General features: G+C 65.4%; 18 protein-coding genes. 15 read left to right on the top strand and 3 right to left on the bottom strand.

Annotated features, from left to right (window positions below; genetic code table 11):
* Positions 1–44: 44 nt before the first annotated feature.
* From J2X62_RS12480 to holA, 10 genes are all read left to right on the top strand, one after another.
* Positions 45–926: a MoxR family ATPase gene (locus J2X62_RS12480; protein WP_027497532.1), complete on the top strand. Its 882-nt coding sequence runs from the start codon at positions 45–47 to the stop codon at positions 924–926.
* Between the two features lies 1 nt (position 927).
* Positions 928–2343 carry a VWA domain-containing protein gene (locus tag J2X62_RS12475; protein ID WP_032368188.1) on the top strand — a complete coding sequence of 472 codons (1416 nt, stop codon included), beginning with the start codon at positions 928–930 and terminating at the stop codon, positions 2341–2343.
* Between the two features lie 107 nt (positions 2344–2450).
* Complete coding sequence (gene nadD / locus J2X62_RS12470) at positions 2451–3164, top strand: nicotinate-nucleotide adenylyltransferase (RefSeq protein ID WP_027497530.1); 714 nt, start codon at positions 2451–2453, stop codon at positions 3162–3164.
* Positions 3161–3550, top strand: a complete 390-nt coding sequence (rsfS, locus tag J2X62_RS12465; RefSeq protein ID WP_027497529.1) for a ribosome silencing factor — start codon at positions 3161–3163, stop codon at positions 3548–3550. The genes nadD and rsfS overlap by 4 nt, the downstream gene beginning before the upstream one ends.
* Positions 3547–4200 (top strand): histidine phosphatase family protein, encoded by a 654-nt coding sequence (locus tag J2X62_RS12460; protein ID WP_027497528.1) that lies wholly within the window; start codon positions 3547–3549, stop codon positions 4198–4200. The genes rsfS and J2X62_RS12460 overlap by 4 nt, the downstream gene beginning before the upstream one ends.
* Complete coding sequence (gene octT, locus J2X62_RS12455) at positions 4187–4939, top strand: diglucosylglycerate octanoyltransferase (protein ID WP_048318610.1); 753 nt, start codon at positions 4187–4189, stop codon at positions 4937–4939. The genes J2X62_RS12460 and octT overlap by 14 nt, the downstream gene beginning before the upstream one ends.
* A complete protein-coding gene (locus J2X62_RS12450; RefSeq protein ID WP_032382753.1) occupies positions 4936–5784 on the top strand; it encodes a DegV family protein in 849 nt (282 codons plus the stop codon). The genes octT and J2X62_RS12450 overlap by 4 nt, the downstream gene beginning before the upstream one ends.
* 107 nt (positions 5785–5891) lie before the next feature.
* On the top strand, positions 5892–6848 hold the full coding sequence (locus tag J2X62_RS12445) for a ComEA family DNA-binding protein (RefSeq protein WP_310180920.1): 957 nt from the start codon (positions 5892–5894) through the stop codon (positions 6846–6848).
* Positions 6845–8431: a ComEC/Rec2 family competence protein gene (locus tag J2X62_RS12440; RefSeq protein WP_094694966.1), complete on the top strand. Its 1587-nt coding sequence runs from the start codon at positions 6845–6847 to the stop codon at positions 8429–8431. The genes J2X62_RS12445 and J2X62_RS12440 overlap by 4 nt, the downstream gene beginning before the upstream one ends.
* A 56-nt stretch (positions 8432–8487) precedes the next feature.
* A complete protein-coding gene (gene holA / locus J2X62_RS12435; RefSeq protein WP_397517585.1) occupies positions 8488–9459 on the top strand; it encodes a DNA polymerase III subunit delta in 972 nt (323 codons plus the stop codon).
* A gap of 75 nt (positions 9460–9534) precedes the next feature.
* Here holA and rpsT read toward each other — a convergent pair whose 3' ends face one another.
* Positions 9535–9795 carry a 30S ribosomal protein S20 gene (rpsT, locus tag J2X62_RS12430; RefSeq protein ID WP_027497522.1) on the bottom strand — a complete coding sequence of 87 codons (261 nt, stop codon included), beginning with the start codon at positions 9793–9795 and terminating at the stop codon, positions 9535–9537.
* 355 nt (positions 9796–10150) lie between these two features.
* Between rpsT and J2X62_RS12425 the strand changes: the two genes are divergently transcribed.
* From J2X62_RS12425 to J2X62_RS12415, 3 genes are read left to right on the top strand one after another with little or no spacing between them, the layout of a single operon-like run.
* A complete protein-coding gene (locus J2X62_RS12425; protein WP_205914372.1) occupies positions 10151–11704 on the top strand; it encodes a circularly permuted type 2 ATP-grasp protein in 1554 nt (517 codons plus the stop codon).
* Positions 11705–12679, top strand: a complete 975-nt coding sequence (locus J2X62_RS12420; protein WP_032368183.1) for an alpha-E domain-containing protein — start codon at positions 11705–11707, stop codon at positions 12677–12679.
* Positions 12676–13518, top strand: coding sequence for a transglutaminase family protein (locus tag J2X62_RS12415; RefSeq protein ID WP_196248540.1), 843 nt, complete (start codon positions 12676–12678; stop codon positions 13516–13518). Before J2X62_RS12420 ends, J2X62_RS12415 begins: the two co-directional genes overlap by 4 nt.
* A gap of 48 nt (positions 13519–13566) precedes the next feature.
* On the opposite strand, the gene J2X62_RS12410 is transcribed toward J2X62_RS12415, so the two are convergent.
* Positions 13567–14136, bottom strand: coding sequence for a type II toxin-antitoxin system PemK/MazF family toxin (locus J2X62_RS12410; protein WP_027497518.1), 570 nt, complete (start codon positions 14134–14136; stop codon positions 13567–13569).
* A gap of 148 nt (positions 14137–14284) precedes the next feature.
* On the opposite strand from J2X62_RS12410, the gene lepA reads away from it, so the two are divergent.
* Together lepA and J2X62_RS12400 are read left to right on the top strand one after the other, a co-directional pair.
* A complete protein-coding gene (gene lepA, locus J2X62_RS12405) occupies positions 14285–16132 on the top strand; it encodes a translation elongation factor 4 (protein WP_371832732.1) in 1848 nt (615 codons plus the stop codon).
* A gap of 136 nt (positions 16133–16268) precedes the next feature.
* The gene (locus tag J2X62_RS12400; RefSeq protein ID WP_310180900.1) at positions 16269–17276 is read left to right on the top strand and encodes a nitronate monooxygenase; all 1008 of its coding nucleotides are present in this window, start codon (positions 16269–16271) and stop codon (positions 17274–17276) included.
* Between the two features lie 10 nt (positions 17277–17286).
* Here the strand turns inward: J2X62_RS12400 and J2X62_RS12395 are convergent, their stop codons facing one another.
* Positions 17287–19332, bottom strand: a complete 2046-nt coding sequence (locus J2X62_RS12395) for a glycoside hydrolase family 15 protein (protein ID WP_027497515.1) — start codon at positions 19330–19332, stop codon at positions 17287–17289.
* Positions 19333–19419 lie beyond the last annotated feature (87 nt).

Raw genomic sequence — 19419 nt, 5'->3', positions numbered from 1 at the left:
GCAGCCACTCGACCCGCCAGACCCGATCTTCCAGGAGTTGTGACGTGGACCGTGCCCTACCGACGACACCACCGTTGTTCGCGAGCGTGAACGATGTTCAGGCCCGTCTGGCCGAGACGGGGTATCTGGCCGACAAGGCCACGGCCACATCGGTTTTTCTCGCCGATCGCCTCGGCAAGCCGCTGTTGATCGAGGGTCCCGCCGGAGTCGGCAAGACCGAATTGGCGCGCGCGGTCGCGCAGTCGACCGGAGCCGAACTGGTGCGACTGCAGTGCTACGAGGGCGTCGACGAGGCGAGGGCTCTGTACGAGTGGAACCACGCCAAACAGATCCTGCGTATCCAATCCGGCTCGAGTGCCGACTGGGACTCGACGAAGCTCGACGTGTTCTCCGAGGAGTTTCTGCTGGCTCGGCCACTGCTGCAGGCCATTCGCCGAACCGAGCCGACCGTGCTCCTGATCGACGAGACCGACAAAGCAGATGTCGAGATCGAGGGCTTGCTGCTCGAGGTGCTCAGCGACTTCGCGATCACCATTCCCGAGCTGGGCACGATCACGGCGGAGCGCACCCCGTTCGTCGTGTTGACCTCCAATGCCACGCGCGAACTGTCGGAAGCTCTCAAGCGCCGCTGCCTGTTCCTGCACCTCGACTTCCCCGACGCGGACCTCGAGCGTCGAATCCTGGCCAGCCGCGTTCCCGAACTGCCCGAGGCGATCGCGGAGCAGATGATCAAGACCGTCCGCGTGCTCCGAGGGATGCAGCTCAAGAAGTTGCCGTCGGTGGCCGAGACGATCGACTGGGGTCGCACACTCCTGGCCCTCGGTATGGACACCCTCGACGACGACGCGGTCCGGTCGACGCTCGGAGTCGTGCTCAAGCATCAGTCGGATCAGGTGCGCGCCGCCGCCGAACTGCGGCTGAACTGACATGCTCGCCCCACACGGAATTCCCGGGCATCTCGTCGGTTTCGTCGAGGCGTTGCGTAAGCGTGGGATCTCGGTGGGGCCGTCGGAGACCGTGGATGCCGGACGCGTGCTGGCGGTGTTGGATCTGTTGGACCGAGAAGCGGTCCGCGAGGGGCTGGCCTGCGCGCTGCTGCGACGTCCGACGCACCGCGGGGTGTTCGACGCGTTGTTCGACCTGTGGTTTCCGGTGGCATCGGGTACCAGAGATTCGGGGCAGATCGACACCGCGCTGCCTCGCACCGAGACAGGCGAGGTCGATATCGATGCGTTGCGTGAACTGATCGTCGAACTGCTCTCGGACGACTCGGCGGAGGCGGCCGAACTGACCCAGATGCTGGCGGCCCAGATGGTCGAGGAGCTCGGTCAGTACAAGTCCTCGAACGGGCCGTCGTTCTCGGCCTATCAGGCGTTGCGTGATGTTGCTCCCGACACGCTGCTTCGCAAGATCCTCGACGGCCTGCTGGGCCGGAGTGACGACGCGCCGGATCGGCCCACCGACGACTACGAGTCGGAGGTGGCCAAACGTACTGCAGCGCAACGCATTGCCGACCTACGTAAGATGGTCGAAAGCGAGACGAGGCGACGGTCGGCCGAGAAACTGGGCCGCGACCGGGTAGCGAGCTACGGTGTGCCGAAACTGGCGGAGGAAGTCGATTTCCTGCGTGCCTCGGACGCGGAGATGGCTGCGTTGCGACGTAACGTCGCACCGCTGGCGCGGTTGCTGGCCTCGCGACTTGCGGTGCGCCGCAGTCGAAGCAGTCACGGCTCTATCGATCTGCGACGCACGCTGCGCAAATCCATGTCGACCGGCGGTATTCCCATCGACCTGGTGGAGCGCAAGCCGCGTCGGGCGCGGCCGGAACTGGTTGTGCTGTGCGATGTCTCGGGCTCGGTGGCCGGATTCAGCAACTTCACTCTGCTGCTGGTGCATGCTCTTCGTGAACAGTTCTCCCGGGTACGAATCTTTGCGTTCGTCGACTCCACCGACGAGGTGACGCGGTTCTTCGATTCCGGGGCAGACCTCGGGGCAGCCATGAGCCGGATCGTGCGGGAAGCGGACCTCGTGTCCTACGACGGTCATTCGGATTACGGGCATGCCCTGACGACGTTCGACGAGAAGTACGCGCAGGTCATCACCAGCCGTAGTTCGGTTCTCGTTCTGGGCGATGCCCGGACGAACTATCGCGAACCGAAGCTGCCGGCGTTGGCCCGAATCGTCTCGGTGGCCAAGCACGCCTACTGGCTCAACCCCGAGCCCAAATCTCAGTGGGGATCCGGTGATTCGGCGGCCAAGGTGTATGCGGACGTGATTGCGATGCACGAGTGTCGGTCGGCCCAACAGCTCGCGACGGTGGTCTCACGACTGTTGCCGGTATGAGGCGTGTAACCGGCGTCGCTGCCACGGACGTAGAATCGTCGGTTGTGCAGCACGAATCCGGCCCCGGTGAGGACACGAACACCACGCCGACTCTCCGGTTGGGGGTCATGGGCGGCACTTTCGACCCCATTCACCACGGTCACCTCGTGGCTGCGAGCGAGGTGGCGGCCACGTTCGGTCTGGACGAGGTCATCTTCGTTCCCACCGGGACCCCGTGGCAGAAGGAGGGCCGGTCGGTCAGCCCGGCCGAGGATCGCTACTTGATGACGGTCATCGCCACCGCGTCGAATCCTCGGTTCTCGGTGAGCCGGGTCGACGTCGACCGGGAGAAGTCGACCTACACCGTCGACACCCTGAGGGATCTTCGAGCGCAGCACCCCGATGCCGAGTTGTACTTCATCACCGGTGCCGATGCGCTCGAGTCCATCCTGACGTGGCAGAACTGGGAGGAGCTCTTCGAGCTCGCGAAGTTCGTCGGAGTGACGCGGCCGGGGTTCGAGCTCGGCGTCGATCATCTGGCCAACCATCTACGATCGTTGCCCGCCGACACTCTCACATTGATGGAAATCCCGGCACTCGCGATATCGTCGACGGACTGCCGACGTCGTGCCGGTGAAAATCGGCCGGTCTGGTACCTCGTCCCGGACGGCGTCGTGCAATACATCTCGAAGAGGAACCTCTATCGACCACGGGGCGCGCAGCGCCTCGACGGATCCGTCACCATGTCGGAACCGGCGCCACAGAAGAAGCAACCGGCCGGGTCGGTCACCAGCGCAGTGACCGCGAACCCGAGCCATACGAGTGGGAGTACACCGAAGTGACTGCAACAGCCGAAGCCGCCGAGATGGCGCGTATCGCCGCGCTCGCAGCCGACGACAAACTGGCCAGCGACGTGGTGATCCTCGACGTCTCCGACCAGCTCTACATCACCGATTGCTTCGTGATCGCCTCCGCGCCCAACGAGCGTCAGGTCAACTCGATCGTGGAGAACATCGAGGACCAGCTTCGTGAGGCCGGACACAAGCCGGTGCGTCGCGAGGGCACCAGAGAGGGCCGCTGGGCGCTGCTGGACTACTCCGACATCGTGGTGCACGTCCAGCACAACGAGGAGCGCAACTTCTACGCGCTCGAGCGGCTGTGGAAGGACTGCCCGACGATCGAGGTTCCGGGCCTCGGTCAGCATCCGGCACCGGAACCGGAGCAATGATCCGGCGGCTCATCCTGCTTCGCCACGGTCAGACTGACTACAACGCCACCGACCGTATGCAGGGCCAGCTCGATACCGATCTGTCCGAGCTGGGCCGCAGTCAGGCGAAGACGGCTGCGGCCGAATTGGCTGTCCGCGCGCCCATCCGCATCGTCTCGTCCGATCTCAAGCGCGCTCTCGACACTGCGGAAGCTCTCGGGGACGCGGCTGGAGTCCCGGTGTCCACGGACGAGCGGCTGCGGGAGACGCATCTCGGCGACTGGCAGGGACTCACCCACACCGAGGTGGACGACATCGCCCCCGGTGCGCGTCCGGCCTGGCGTGCCGACGCAACCGTCGCCCCGCCCGGTGGGGAAAGTCGCATCGACGTTGCGAACCGCAGCGTGCCGCTGGTGCGTGAGCTCCTCGGCGGCGTTCCCGAGTGGGGTGCCGACGGCGACCAGCGACCACTGGTGCTCGTGGCGCACGGAGGGTTGATCGCTGCCCTGACCGCAGCGTTGCTCGCACTGCCGACCGATCGCTGGCCGGTGCTCGGCGGCCTCGCCAACACCAGCTGGGTACAGCTCGGTGCGCACGGACCCGGTGACAACCCGTCCTGGCGGCTCGACGTCTGGAACGCCTCGGCGCGGGTGGCCAGTGACGTCCTCTGAGGAGGCCGCCGCGCGCCCCGTGCTGCTCGTGCTGGCGGACTCGCTGAGCTATTACGGACCAGAGGGCGGGCTGCCGGTCGACGATCCTCGACTGTGGCCCAATATCGTTGCCGCAGAGCTGGATTGGGATGTCGAGCTGGTAGCCCGCATCGGCTGGACGAGCCGCGATGCGTGGTGGGCTCTGACCCAGGATCCGCGAGTGTGGGCGGTGATACCGCGGGCCGGTGCCGTCGTACTCGGAATCGGCGGCATGGACTCGTTGCCGTCGCCGCTACCGACCGCGTTGCGTGAGCAGATCCGCTACATCCGTCCGCCCGCACTTCGGCGGGTCGTTCGCGCGGGTTATCAAGCGGTGCAGCCGGTTCTGTCGCATCTCGGTTGGCCGGTGGCGCTTCCGCCGCGACTGAGTGTCGACTACCTCGAACAGACCCGCGCCGCATTGGCCTACGTGCGGCCGGAATTGCCCGTCGTCGGTACCTACCCGTCGGTGCATCGGTGCGACGCCTACGGGCGGGTGCATTCGGGGCGCGAGCCCGCGGTACGAGCGCTGCGTGCCTGGAGCGACGAAAATAGTGTTCCCATGGTCGATCTCGCGGAGGCAGTTCGTCCGAACATCGAGTCCGAGAACGCCAACCCCGACGGAATCCACTGGGGTTGGGACGCACACGTGGCTGTGGCCGACGCAATGCTGACGGTGTTGCGACCGGTGGCAGCGGCGGCAGCGATCCGGCACCCATGACCGTCGCCGTCGTCACCGACTCGTCGTCCTGCCTGCCCGCGTCCGTAGCCGCCGAGTGCGGTATCACGGTGGCACCGCTGCATGTGTTGGTGGACGGCGTCGACCATCGTGAGGGTATCGACGAGATTCCCGAACGATCGACCGACGGAAAGCCGGTGACGACCGCGGGGGCGTCTCCGGGCGAGCTGACCGAGGTCTATGCCGCAGCTCTCGAACGCAGTCGCGGGGCGGGCGTCGTCGCACTGCACATCTCCCGGGGCCTGTCGAGCACCTGGGAGGCTGCGCGGCAGGCCGCCGAGCAGATCGGATCGTTGGTGAAGGTGGTCGATTCCGGTTCTGCCGGAATGGGATTGGGCTATCCGGCGCTGGCAGCAGCGTATGTTGCAGCGGGTGGAGCCGGACTCGACGAGGTCTACGACGATGCTGTTCGCAGGTCTGCGTCGTCGAGATGTTTCATCGTCGTCGATCGATTGGATCACCTGCGCCGCGGCGGTCGTATCGGCACTGCCGCAGCCCTGCTCGGTACGGCCCTGGCGATGAAGCCGGTGCTGCACATCAGCGATGGTGCCCTGGTGTTGCGCGAGAAGACGCGAACCTCCTCGAAAGCACTGAGCAAGCTGGTGGACGCGGCAGCTGCCGCGGCAGCCGACATCGGTACGGATTCCGGGGTTGTCGTGGCGGTGCATCATATGCAGTGCGCCGAGCGAGCCGAGGACGTCTCAGCCATGCTGATGGCGCGTATCCCGAACCTGACCAGCGTCGACGTGCTGCCGTTCGGTGCGGTGCTCGGTGCACACGTCGGTCCCGGTGCCGTCGGCGTAGTCGTCGCTCCTGATCATCGGTAGGGCGTATCGAGCCGCATCATCCACAGAATCTCGGTTGTGCACAGGGTAGTTCGCGACCATTGTTCGCCCCGGTCAGGTCCGTCCGGAGGGCGCTAGCGTCCTGAGACATGGGCGGCGACGACGATCGGGCACACACGGTGGCACGATTGAATTCCGTGCGGAGGCAGAGTGATTCCGCGCGCGCCGAGCCGCGCCGAGTCGACGAATTCGATGACCACCAGGGCGAGCCGCCGATCGGGCAACCACAGGCCGGCGTCGTGCATCCCGATCCGGAGTGGCTGCTTCCTGCCGTGCAGCGTCCCGAATCACCATGGTCGTCGTTGCTACCGCAGCGGTGGCGATTCGCGCGGGTGGATCCCGGCCGACCCGGTGTGAAGGCGTTGGCGGCGGCGGGTGTGTTCGTGGTCCTCGTCGCCGGCTTCGCGGTGTTTCGAGATGCGCCGACGCCTGCGCCCGCACCACCACTGGCGGTGGTCTCCACCGACGCCGCCGATGCCCGCGCGCCGGACTCGGCGTTGTCCGAATCCGGATCGTCGAGCCGGCCGCCGGACAGAACGGCCGGCACGGCACCTGTTGCCGAAACAGAACTTGTCGTCAGTGTCGTCGGACTCGTCGCGCATCCCGGTCTCGTTCGGCTGCAACCGGGCTCGCGCATCGCCGACGCCCTGGCCGCAGCGGGAGGGGCTGTGGAGGGTGCCGATCTGTTGGCGCTGAACATGGCAGCTCGGGTGTCGGACGGCGATCAGATCGTCGTGGGGTTGGTCCCGGCTCCGGCGGCCCCTCCGGTCAGCGGCACCACGTCGGGTCAGGGCGCAGGGCCCGACAGTGGTGCCGGTTCGACGACGGACCAGGCGGGCCCTGCCGCCGGCGGGGCAGTGGACCTCAATACGGCCACGGTCGCAGAATTGGATGCGCTGCCCGGTGTGGGACCGGTGACGGCAACGTCGATCGTGAGCTGGCGAGACACGAACGGCCGCTTCGTATCGGTCGATCAGCTCGCCGAGGTCGACGGTATCGGCCCGGGCCGGCTCACCAAGATTCGCGACCTGGTCCGAGTCTCGTGACCGGGGTGCCGTCGTCGACGGACTCCGAGGAACCAGTTCCTTTCGACATCCGCCTGATTCCGGCGGCGGCGGCATCCTGGTCTATCACTGCGACCGGTATTCTCGCCGGTCCGAGCGCGGCGGTGACGGCCACGGTGGTGACGTGCGCGATCGTGGTGCTGGGAGCCGTTGTGCTGCAAAGGATCTCGACGGGTCGAGCGGACACTGCGAGACACGTGTGGTCCGGGGCGGCCGCGGTGATCGTCGTGGCGTTGTGTTTCGGCGGTGCGATCTGGCTTCAGATGCGCTCAGTGGCGGAGCATCCAGTGGCTGCGGCCGCGCAGAATCGGGCATGGATCACGGCAGTGGTCGATCTCGAAGAAGACCCGCGACGCCTACCCGCGCCCGGGCCGCGGATGGTGATGTTGCAGGCGGAGATGACCCGCGTCGATGTCGGCGGCGAGGCGCTCTACGTCGGCGGCCGGGTATCGATCGTGGCGCCGGAGTCGACATGGTCGGCACTACTTCCGGGCCAGCAGATCACGGTCCGAGGCCGGCTCGGGGTGCCCACCAGGTCCGATATGACCGTGGCCGTCATCCGAACGACCGGTCCGCCGGTGGCAGTAGGTGAGCCCGGACCGGTCTCGTCGGCGGCGGGCTCGTTTCGCTCGAATCTGGCAGACGTGGCGCAGAATTCGCTCCCGTCGGACCGGGCAGGTCTACTGCCGGGCCTCGTCGTGGGCGATGTCTCACGATTGGACGAGCAGGTAGTCGAGAACTTCCGAGCCGCGGGCTTGACGCATCTGACGGCGGTGTCGGGTGCGAACTTCTCGATCCTGATCGGTGCCGTGCTGTTGGTGTTGCGCGGCATAGGGATAGGGCCTCGCGCCACCGTCACGATTGCCTTCGTCGTTCTGATCGCCTTCGTCGTCGTGGCCCGACCGTCCCCCAGCGTGTTGCGCGCCGCGGTGATGGGGTCGATCGGTTTGCTGGCCTTGGTGACCGGCAGACGGAAGCAAGCGGTCCCGGCCTTGTGCGGCGCGGTGTTGGCACTACTCGGGTGGTGGCCGCGGCTCGCCGTGGACGTCGGATTCGTGTTGTCTGTGTTCGCCACCGCGGGGCTGGTGCTGGTGGCACCGATCTGGGTGGACTGGCTGCGGGCCCGAGGATGGCCCCGGGCAGCTGCGGAGGTGGTGGCGGTCGCCGCGGCGGCCCACGTGGTGACGGCACCCGTCGTCGCGGCAATGGCGGGAACGTTCAGCGTGGTGGGTGTGGTTGCGAACGTACTGGTCTCGCCGGTGGTCGCTCCCATCACCGTGGTGGGCATCGTGACTGCGGTGTTGGCTGTGGTCAGCACCTCGTTGGCCGACGTGACGGCGCAGCTGGCGTCGGCACCGTTGTGGTGGTTGATCACGGTGGCCGAGCGTGCCGCGTCGGTGCCGGCAGCATCGGTCGTCGTTCCGGAGGGTGTCCGTGGAATCGCGGCGGCGATCGTCGGCACTGTCGTGCTCCTGGGCGCGCTGCGATGGGCGTTGTTCCGCTGGGTGTCGGCCACGTTCGCGATTGCACTTCTGGCGCTGTGGACGGCCCATGTCGTGTGGTGAGTGACGGTCCGAAGCGGATGTCCGTGGTGTCGGCGGCGCATGGCACGATCATGGTCGTGACTTTGAGTGTGGCTCCTCTGCATCTGGTACTCGGCGACGAGGAACTACTGATGGATCGTGCGGTGGCCGCGATCGTGACGCAGGTGCGTGCGAATGCGGCGATCCCGGGGGAGGACCTCCCGGTGACCCGGCTGCGGACCGGTGACGCAAGTGCTCCCGAGCTTGCCGAACTGCTGAGTCCGTCTCTGTTCGCCGAAGACCGTGTCGTCGTACTCGAGGCGGCGGCCGAGGCCGGTAAGGATGCAGTCGCTCTGGTGCTCGACGCGGCTACCGATCCACCCGAGGGTGCCGTCGTGGTGGTCATGCATTCCGGCGGCGGCCGCGCCAAAGCGATGGTCGGTGCCCTCCAGAAATGCGGGGCTCAGGTCCACGAATGCGTCAAGCTCACCAAACCGGCCGAGCGGATCGATTTTGTCCGGGGCGAGTTTCGCGCGGCGGACGTCCGCGTCAGCGGCGAGGTGATCGAGGCTGTCGTCGAGTCCGTCGGTAACGAACTCCGCGAATTGGCCTCGGCGTGTTCACAGTTGGTCTCCGACACCGGAGGCAAAGTCGATCTGGCCGCCGTGCGTCGGTACTACTCGGGCAAGGCGGAGGTATCGGGATTCGACGTCGCGGACAAGGCCGTCATCGGTGATCGAGCCGGCGCTCTCGAAGCCTTGCGGTGGGCGATGCACCGGGGAGTGGCCCACGTTCTTCTCGCGGATGCGCTCGCCGATGCCGTGCGCACAATCGCGCTCGTCGGCTCGGCCGGTCGCGGTGACCCGTTCCGGATGGCAGGCGAACTGGGAATGCCGCCCTGGAAGATCAAGAAGGCGCAGGGCCAAGCGCGCGGCTGGAACGGCCGCTCGATAGCGCAGGCCCTGCGCGTGGTGGCGCAGCTGAACGCCGACGTCAAAGGCCAAGCAGCGGACGCGGACTACGCGGTGGAGCGAGCTGTCGCCGAGGTCGCCTCGTTGGGTGACCGCTAGCGGGGTGCCCGGCGCACGACAAAGCCCGCTGCGTCCTCATCGGATGCAGCGGGCTCGATCGAGCTCAGTACGAGATCAGAGCTTGTTGACTGCGAGAGCCAGTGCCGACTTCTTGTTGGCGGCCTGGTTCTTGTGGATGACGCCCTTGCTGGCGGCCTTGTCGAGCTTGCGGCCGGCATCGAGGAGAATCTCGGAAGCCTTGTCCTTGTCGCCCGCAGCCTGTGCCTCGCGGAACGAGCGGATGACGGTGCGAAGGGAGGACTTCACCGACTGGTTGCGCAGGCGTGCACGCTCGTTGGTGAGAATCCGCTTCTTCTGGGACTTGATATTGGCCACGCGTAAAATCCTTGTCGTCTTCGTCGGTATTCCGGTCAGGGCGATCCATGCTGGAATGCCCGAAGTCTGCTGCTGAGCGTTGAGCCCTGCGCCGAAGATCGAGAATACCAGCACAGGACGGCAGAACCCAATCCGGCGTCGCCCTCCACAGCCGTTTCAAGAATTTAACGCTTCTACCGCGCCTAACTCCTGTCTCTGTAGCAACATTGCCAGGATGAGTCCGCGATCGGCAACGCATGCCGCCTCCAAGGCCAAAGCGACCAGAACGAAGTCAGCGGATCGTGTCGAACCCGATGCAGACGGGGTGTTCGGGGGGTACTCCGACGTCGGAAAGTACAGCCTCGCCTTCGACGAGATGTTCGACTCGGACGGTCGTACTCGAACGCCGTACAAAGGAATCCACACGGCGCTCGCCCCGGCGAACGCCGTGGACCTGGACGCCAGATCGGATGCGCTCGGACGCGCGTTCGTCGACCAGGGCATCACGTTCTCGCTGTCCGGCCAAGAACGCCCGTTCCCGCTCGATCAGGTGCCCCGCGTCATCGCAGCAGGGGAGTGGTCGCGTCTCGAACGCGGCATCAAGCAGCGCGTCAAGGCTCTCGAGATGTTCCTCGCCGACATCTACGGAGACCAGGAAATCCTGCGGGACGGCGTCGTTCCGAAACGCCTGATCACGTCGTGCGAGCACTTCCACCGTGAGGCCGTCGGCATCACCCCGCCCAACGGCGTACGTATCCACGTTGCCGGAATCGACCTCGTGCGCGACGCGCAGGGCACGTTCCGTGTCCTCGAAGACAACCTGCGCTCACCCTCGGGCGTCTCCTACGTCATGGAGAACCGCCGGACCATGGCCCGGGTGTTCCCGGACCTGTTCGCCAGTCACCGCGTGCGTGCCGTCGGCGACTACGCCTCGCACCTGCTGCGGGCACTGCGCGCATCGGCCGCCCTCAACGAGGCCGACCCGACCGTGGTGGTTCTCACTCCGGGCGTGGCGAACTCGGCGTACTTCGAGCACTCGCTGCTCGCTCGGCTGATGGGCGTCGAGCTCGTCGAAGGTCGAGACCTGTTCTGCCGAGACAACATCGTCTACATGCGCACCACCGAGGGTGAGCGTCAGGTCGATGTCATCTACCGACGAATCGACGACGACTATCTCGACCCCATGCAGTTCCGTCCCGACTCGGTGCTGGGAGTGGCAGGTCTGGTCAACGCCGCCCGCGCAGGCAACGTCGTCATCTCGAGTGCCGTCGGAAACGGCGTCGGCGACGACAAGCTCGTCTACACGTACGTACCGACGATCATCGACTACTACATGGGCGAGAAGCCGCTGTTGGCCAACGTCGACACGTTCCGGTGCTGGCTCGACGACGAGTGCGAGGAAGTCCTCGACCGCATCGACGAACTGGTGATCAAGCCGGTGGAAGGTTCTGGCGGCTACGGCATCGTCTTCGGACCCGACGCCTCGCCGAAGGAACTCGCCACCATCAGCAAGAAGGTCCGCGCGGATCCGCGCGGCTGGATCGCCCAGCCCGTCGTACAGCTCTCGACGGTGCCGACGAAGATCGGCGATCGCTTGGTACCCCGCCACGTCGACCTGCGGCCGTTCGCGGTCAACGACGGCGACGACGTCTGGGTGTTGCCCGGCGGTCTGACCCGGGTGGCATTGCCGGAGGGGTCCCTGGTGGTGAACTCCAGCCAGGGCGGTGGCAGCAAGGACACCTGGGTGCTCGCCACTCGGACCTCTCAGGAGGAGCAGGAACTTGCCGGCGACGAGATCGTCAGCGTTCCGCCGGAGTCACCGATGGCCGAACAAGGCCCGGAGCTGACGATGGACCAACAAATGAATCAGCAGCAGCAACAGCAACAGCAGCAGGCAACGAACCCGGACTCGAACGGCGGTGGACAGTAAATGCTCGCGCGCAACGCAGAGTCGCTCTACTGGATCGGGCGGTATGTGGAGAGAGCGGACGACACGGCCCGCATTCTCGATGTCACCGTCCACCAGCTTCTCGAAGACGCCACAGTCGATCCCGACCACACTTCGCGAGTGTTGTTGCGAGTGCTCGGTTTCCAGCACGAGCCGGACGTCTCGCTCGACGTGTGGTCGCTTACCGAGGTCGTCGCCTTCAGCCGCGACGGATTGGGTTCGATCGTGGACTCACTGTCGAGTGCGCGCGAGAACGCCCGAGGTGCGCGTGAAGTCACGTCCAGTGAGATGTGGGAGTGCTTGAACACCACGTACAACGGATTGAACGAGCGCATCAGGGCGTCCAAGCGCACCGGCCCGGCCGAGTTCTTCAGCTACATCGAGGAGCGCGCCGCGATGTTCGCCGGTCTCGCGGACTCCACCCTCAGCCACGACGACGGCTATCGCTTTCTCCTGCTCGGTCGCTCGGTCGAGCGCATCGACATGATCGTTCGGTTGTTGCTCTCGCGAGCCGGTGACCGGCCGTCGTCGCCGGCGTGGGTCACTGTGCTTCGCTCGGCCGGTGCCCACGACACCTACCTGCGCACCTACCGCGGCGCGCTCGATGCCCAGCGAGTACTGGAATTCATGTTGTTGGACAGACTCTTTCCGCGTTCGGTGTTCTACGCACTGACCGAGGCGGAACGGTCTCTCGACCAGCTCGATCATCAGCCGAACAGTCGCGTCGGTGCCCGCGCCGAGGCGCAGCGCCTACTCGGTCGCGCTCGAAGTGAGCTCGAATTCCTGCGTCCCGGTGCAATTCTCGAGGACCTGCAGGATCGGCTACTGGCATTGCAGGAAACCTGCCGCGAACTCGGCGAGGCGATCTCGAAGCAGTACTTCCATGCCGCGCCGTGGGTGGCGTGGACCGATGCCGGGTCCGGCACATACGAAGATCAATTGGAAGGTGAACTGTGAGCTGGCGTATGCGTGTCGTGCACACCACGGGCTATCAGTACGACGCACCGGTGACGTCGTCGTACAACGAGGCTCGACTGACGCCGCGAAGTGACAACCGGCAGAACGTCATTCTGAACCGAGTCGAGACCAACCCGGTGACCCGCTCCTACCGGTACACCGACTACTGGGGAACGGCGGTGACGGCATTCGACCTGCACGCGCCGCACACCGAGCTCGAGGTGACCGGTTCGTCGGTGGTCGAGACCGACCCCTTCGTCTACCCCGACGAGAACGCCTCATGGGAGGAGCTGGCCAGCGACCCGATCACCGACCGCTTCAACGAGGTGCTCGACAACACCGAGTACGTGCCGAAGAACAGGCAACTCGCGTCGGTCGCGAAAAAGCTGTCGAAGGGTCTGCCGCCGCAGGAATCGGTCGTCGAGATCTCCAACTGGGTCAACCAGGAGATGTCGTACGTTCCCGGTACCACCGGTGTGCACACCTCGGCCGTGGAGGCATGGTCGGAAAAGAAGGGTGTCTGTCAGGACTACGCCCACCTGACGCTGTTGATGCTGCGCAGCGTCGGCATCCCCAGCCGGTACGTCTCGGGCTACCTGCACCCGAAGAAACAGGCCGCGATCGGTGCGACGGTGGAAGGCCAGAGCCACGCCTGGATCGAGGCCTGGACCGGGGCGTGGTGGGGCTACGACCCGACCAACGCCATCGCCGTCAACGAGCAGCACGTGTCGGTCGGACTCGGCCGTGATTACGCCGACGTCCCGCCGCTCAAGGGCATCTTCTCCGGCGGCGGTTCGACGGCTCTCGACGTGGTCGTGGAGATCACGCGACTGGCCTAGCGTCGTGCGCGTTTTGCGTACCCAGGGATACGCAAAACGCGCACGAGGTCAGTTCCAGCCGTAGTCCCGACGCAACCGATCTGCCACGGACTCGAACTGAGCTCTACCGAGGATTGCGCCTTCGCGACGAATACCGTCCTCGGGCACGTCGAGAACTCGGTCCAGACGAATCCAGCTCGGTCGCCCCTCGGCGTCCCACGCACCGGATCCGATCGACTGCCAGTCGCGGTCGCCGTCGCGGCTGCTCTGGCTCGACAGCATCAGGCCGAGCAGATCGTTGCCCTCACGCCCGATGACCAGCACCGGGCGGTCCTTGCCCTGAGTGGCGTCTTCCTCGTAGGTAACCCAGGTCCAGACGATCTCACCCGGATCGGCCTTGCCGTCCAGATCGGGGGAGTACTCGATGGTCCGCGCCCGTTGGGCGGTCGGCCTGGTCTGCGATGCCACCGGACGGCCGGGGCGAGGTGCCGGAGCCGGTGTGCGCGACGCGCTTCCGGAGATCGCGTCCTTGCCTTTCTGCAGCGCACCGGAGTTCTGTAGTTGACGCAGTAGCCTCGGGCCCTCGCGCAGTGCGATCTTGCCCAGTTCCTTGCCGAATCTGCTCCAGTTGCCAGCCATGCGGCGAGTGTAGCCACGGCGGCAGCGCTACAAACCGCCCTGACTCACCGGGCGACCAGCCACGACGGACAGCCGGGGACGGCGCACCGTTCCGCTCGTGGGACGATAGGGAAACCCGTTCGCTCATTTCGAACACGCCAGCCGAAGGATACGAGTGCCCAGCTTCGCCGACACGACGTTCACCGATCCGTCCAGGATCAGGAACTTCTGCATCATCGCCCACATCGACCACGGAAAGTCGACGCTGGCAGACCGGATGTTGCAGCTCACCGGCGTCGTCGACGACCGGTCGATGCGTGCGCAGTATCTGGACCGGATGGACATCGAGCGCGAACGCGGCATCACCATCAAGGCGCAGAACGTGCGTCTGCCCTGGGTCGTCGACGGCAAAGAATTCGTTCTGCACCTCATCGACACCCCCGGCCACGTCGACTTCACGTACGAGGTGTCCCGCGCGCTCGAAGCGTGTGAAGGTGCTGTCTTGCTCGTCGACGCTGCTCAGGGCATCGAGGCGCAGACGCTGGCGAACCTGTACCTGGCTCTCGACAAAGAGCTCACCATCATCCCTGTGCTCAACAAGATCGACCTGCCCGCTGCCGACCCGGATCGCTACGCCGCCGAAATCGCGCACATCATCGGATGCGAGGCCGACGACGTGCTGCGGGTGTCCGGCAAGACCGGAGTGGGCGTCGAGGAACTGCTCAACGAGGTCGTCAAGCTGGTGCCGGCTCCGGTCGGCAACCCGGACGGGCCTGCCCGCGCGATGATCTTCGACTCGGTCTACGACACCTACCGAGGCGTCGTCACCTACGTCCGAGTGGTCGACGGCGCACTCAACCCTCGTGAGAAGGTCACGATGATGTCGACCGGCTCGACGCACGAGTTGCTCGAAGTCGGCATCGTGTCGCCGGACCCGAAGGCCACGAAGGGCCTGGGCGTCGGCGAGGTGGGGTACCTGATCACCGGCGTCAAGGACGTCCGTCAGTCCAAGGTCGGCGATACCGTCACCACGTTCCGCAAGGGTGCTACCGAGCCGCTGACCGGTTACCGCGAGCCACGGCCGATGGTCTACTCGGGCCTTTACCCACTCGACGGCTCCGACTACCCGGATCTGCGCGACGCCCTCGAAAAGCTTCAGCTCAACGACGCGGCCCTGACCTACGAGCCGGAGACCTCCGTGGCTCTCGGATTCGGCTTCCGCTGCGGCTTCCTGGGGTTGCTGCACATGGAGATCACCCGCGAGCGGCTCGAGCGTGAATTCAACCTCGACTTGATCTCGACCTCGCCGAACGTCGTTTACCGCGTCGAGATGGAAGACGGTGCCGAGCACATCGTCACCAACCCGTCGTACTGGCCCGAGGGCAAGGCGCGGGAAGTGTTCGAGCCCATGGTCAAGTGCACCATCATTTCGCCGAGCGAGTTCATTGGCTCGATCATGGAGCTGTGTCAGGGGCGACGAGGCGAGCTCGGCGGTATGGACTACCTGTCGGAGACTCGTGTCGAACTGCGGTACACGATTCCGATGGCCGAGATCATCTTCGACTTCTTCGACATCCTGAAGTCTCGTACTCGTGGATACGCCAGCCTCGACTACGAGGAGATCGGCGAGCAGAGCGGAGCGCTGGTGAAGGTCGACATCCTGCTGCAGGGCGAGGCCGTCGACGCCTTCAGCGCGATCGTCCACAAGGACGCCGCTGCGGCCTACGGCAACAAGATGACGACCAAGCTGAAGGAACTGATTCCGCGGCAGCAGTTCGAGGTGCCGATTCAGGCTGCTATCGGATCTCGCATCATCGCCCGCGAGAACATCCGCGCCATCCGTAAGGATGTGCTTGCCAAGTGCTACGGCGGCGACATCAGCCGTAAGCGCAAGCTGCTCGAGAAGCAGAAGGAAGGCAAGAAGCGAATGAAGACCATCGGACGGGTCGAAGTTCCGCAGGAAGCCTTCGTGGCGGCACTGTCCTCGGAGTCCTCGTCGGACAAGCCGAAGAAGTAGCCGGACGTAACCTCACACCCTTTTTGCCGACTGCGCGCCCCCGCTCGCTTCAGAACAGGGGCGCGCAGTCGGCAACAGGGGCGCGCGGCCCCCGCCCAACCCTCTCGCGAATGTCGGGCGAGTACATTTCGAATCTGTGACGACACCGATCCTGAAGAAATTGCGTGTTCCCGTTGTCGGTGCGCCCATGGCGGGCGGTCCGAGTACTCCCGAGCTCGCCCGGGCTGTGTCCGAGGCCGGCGGACTCGGAATGATCGCCGGCGCGTTGTTGACGCCGGATGCCTTTGCCGCGCAGGTGGATTCGATGCGGGGTCTGGTGTTCGGGGTCAATCTTTTCCTACCCGAGGAGCCGTCGGGCGCGGATGTCGACTCCTACGCCCAGCATCTGGCATCGTGGTTCGAGCGATTCGACGCCGAACCCGGCGTGCTCAAACGCCGCGATGATTACTACCCGGAGAAATTCGCCTGGCTGCTTGCCCATCCGGTGCCGGTGGTGTCGAGTACTTTCGCCACCTTCGATGCCGACGAGGTTGCCCAGCTGCATTCGGTGGGAACCGAAGTGTGGGCAACGGTGGCAACCGCCTCCGACGCGTCCATCGCCACCGCGAACGGTGTGGACGCGCTGGTGGTGCAGGGTCCCGAGGCGGGCGGACACCGAGGCACGTTCGACGGGTCGGCTCCGGAAGAGCCGTTGACGGAGTTGCTGGTCGCAGTGCGCGAGATATCGGATCTGCCCCGAATCGCGGCCGGCGGGCTCATGGACGGCAACGACATTGCGCCGCTGCTGGATTCGGGTGCTGCGCATGCAGCCCAGCTGGGTACCGCGTTTCTGAACACTCCCGAGGCAGGAACGAAGCCCGTGCACCGCGAGCAGCTGGCCAGTGCGTCGGGTACCGCCGTGACGAAGGCGTTTTCGGGCCGTCCTGCGCGGGGCTTGGTGAACGAGTTCATGCGCGAGAACTCCGAAGCCGCCCCGCTGGCGTATCCCGATCTGCACTATCTGACCGCGCCGATGCGCGCGAAGGCCGCAGCTGCGGGTGACCCGTCGGGACTGTCGATGTGGGCCGGGACCGGCTATCGCCGCGCTCAGGCGAAACCGGCGGCCGAGCTGTTCGCCGAATGGGCGAGGCAACTCGGCCGCTGAACCAGACAGTTCAGGGGTTGGCGTGGGCGGGCTGGAAGTGTCCCGATGCCTGCGCTTCCTCTGCTCGGATGACGTGCACCACGGCGTTGATCAACGCCAAGTGCGTGAATGCTTGCGGAAAGTTGCCGAGGTGACGGCCGGTGCGATGGTCGATCTCTTCGGCGTAGAGTTTGAGCGGGCTCGCGTAGGCAAGCAGGCGTTCGCACAGGTGCTTGGCGCGCGGGAGTTCGTCGATCTCCACCAGAGCGGACACGAGCCAGAACGAGCAGATCGTGAACGTGCCTTCCTCGCCGGACAAACCGTCGTCGGTGGTGTCGGTTCGATAGCGCAGAACCAAGCCGTCCTCGGTCAACTCGTCGGCGATGGCGAGCACTGTTGCACGAATGCGTTCGTCGTCGGCCGGCAGAAATCGCAGGAGGGGTGCGAGTAGCAACGACGCGTCCAGAGAGGGATCTCCGTACCGCTGCGTCAGCACGCCGCGCGAGTCCACGCCGTTGTCGAGGATGTCGGCCTTGATCTCGTCGGCGATTTCGTTCCACTTGGTCGAGTAGTCCTTCTCGCCGTGGATATCGGCAAGCTTCGCACCGCGATCGAGCGCAACCCAACACATCAGCTTCGAGGACGTGAAGTGCTGGGGCTCACCGCGTACCTCCCAGATGCCACGGTCGGGTTTGCGCCAGTTCGCGATCGCTTCCTCGACCTGCCGTTTGAGCAGAGGCCACAGGAACTCCGGGACGTGTTCACGCGACTTGACGTGCAGGTACACCGAGTCGAGCATGGTGCCCCAGATGTCGTGCTGCTCTTGGTCGTAGGCACCGTTGCCGATACGTACCGGTCGGGCGCCGTCGTACCCGGACAAGTGCGGTAGCTCGGCCTCGTCGAGGGTCTTCTCACCGCCGATGCCGTACATCACCTGGAGCGGGTTGACCTCCCCGTCTGCACTGGTGGCTACATCGGACATGAAGGCGAAGAAGTCGTTGGCCTCACGGTCGAGCCCGAGCGTGTACAGACCCCACAGAGCGAATGTGGAGTCGCGGACCCAGGTGTAGCGATAGTCCCAATTGCGTTCCCCACCAGGTGTTTCGGGTAGCGACGTGGTCGACGCGGCGAGCAGTGCTCCCGTGGGTGCGTAGGTCAGTCCTTTGAGGGTCAGAGCGCTGCGCTGGAGGTAGCCGCGCCACGGATGATCGGGGAATCGGCCGATCGTGATCCACTGCCGCCAGCATTCGGAGGTCTGCCACATCTTACTGGCCGCTTCCTCGAACGTTTGCGGTGCGGGAAGATCGGACCACGACAGCGCGACGAAGATGTTGTCGCCTTCCGTCATTCGGGTTCGCGCGCGTGCTTCGCGGCCCTCGATGCCGATCCGAAGATTGGTGGTCAATTTGAGGGTGGGCTGGTCGCCGTCGGCGCTCGCCTCGCAGGTCGCGGTGGTCTCCTCGTACACCTTGCCGGTGTACTCCCATGTCGCGGGTGCCCGATGGTAGTCGAAGGCGGGCTCGCAGCTCATCTCCAATTCGACTGTGCCGCTGACACATTTGATGGTCCGAAGCAAGATGTGCTCGGCATCCCAGTCGCTCGGTGCGCGCTTGTGAGTTCGAGAACGCTGGTCGGTGTTGTGCCAGGGGCCCATCACCAACGCGTCACGCACGATGAGCCACCCGGTCTCGGTCTGCCAGGTCGTCTCCACGATGAGGCCGCCGGGCAGGTATCGACGAGCGGCGGGTACCGACTGTCCGTACGGCCCGACGCGGAAGTGGCCCGCGCTTCGATCGAGGACGGCACCGAAAATACTGGGGGAGTCCGGCCGCGGTACACACATCCATTCGACGGAGCCGTTTCGGGCGATGAGGCACGTCGTCTCGCAGTCCGAGAGAAATGCGTAGTCGTCGATGGGCGGAAACGCGCTGCGGTAGGAGACCAACGTGGACACCGGCGCATCGGTGCTGCCCAACGCACCTTGGACTTCCGTTCCGCCCAGGCCTGGATGTCCTGAGCCCATGGCCGGCTCCTCGGCGACCGGGGGCACGGGCGAAACCTCATCGAATGCCGTCATGGCGTAATCATCGACCGATCCGTGGCAGCCGTCCACTGAGAGGCCGTACTCGGCGTGGCGCGGCTCAGGTGGAGCCCTGGTTTAAGC

The sequence above is a fragment of the Rhodococcus sp. 3258 genome, from assembly GCF_031456475.1.
Classification (GTDB): domain Bacteria; phylum Actinomycetota; class Actinomycetes; order Mycobacteriales; family Mycobacteriaceae; genus Rhodococcoides; species Rhodococcoides fascians.
Note: the sequence above shows the minus strand (reverse complement) of the source record. Positions and strands in the feature narration are given on the sequence as shown.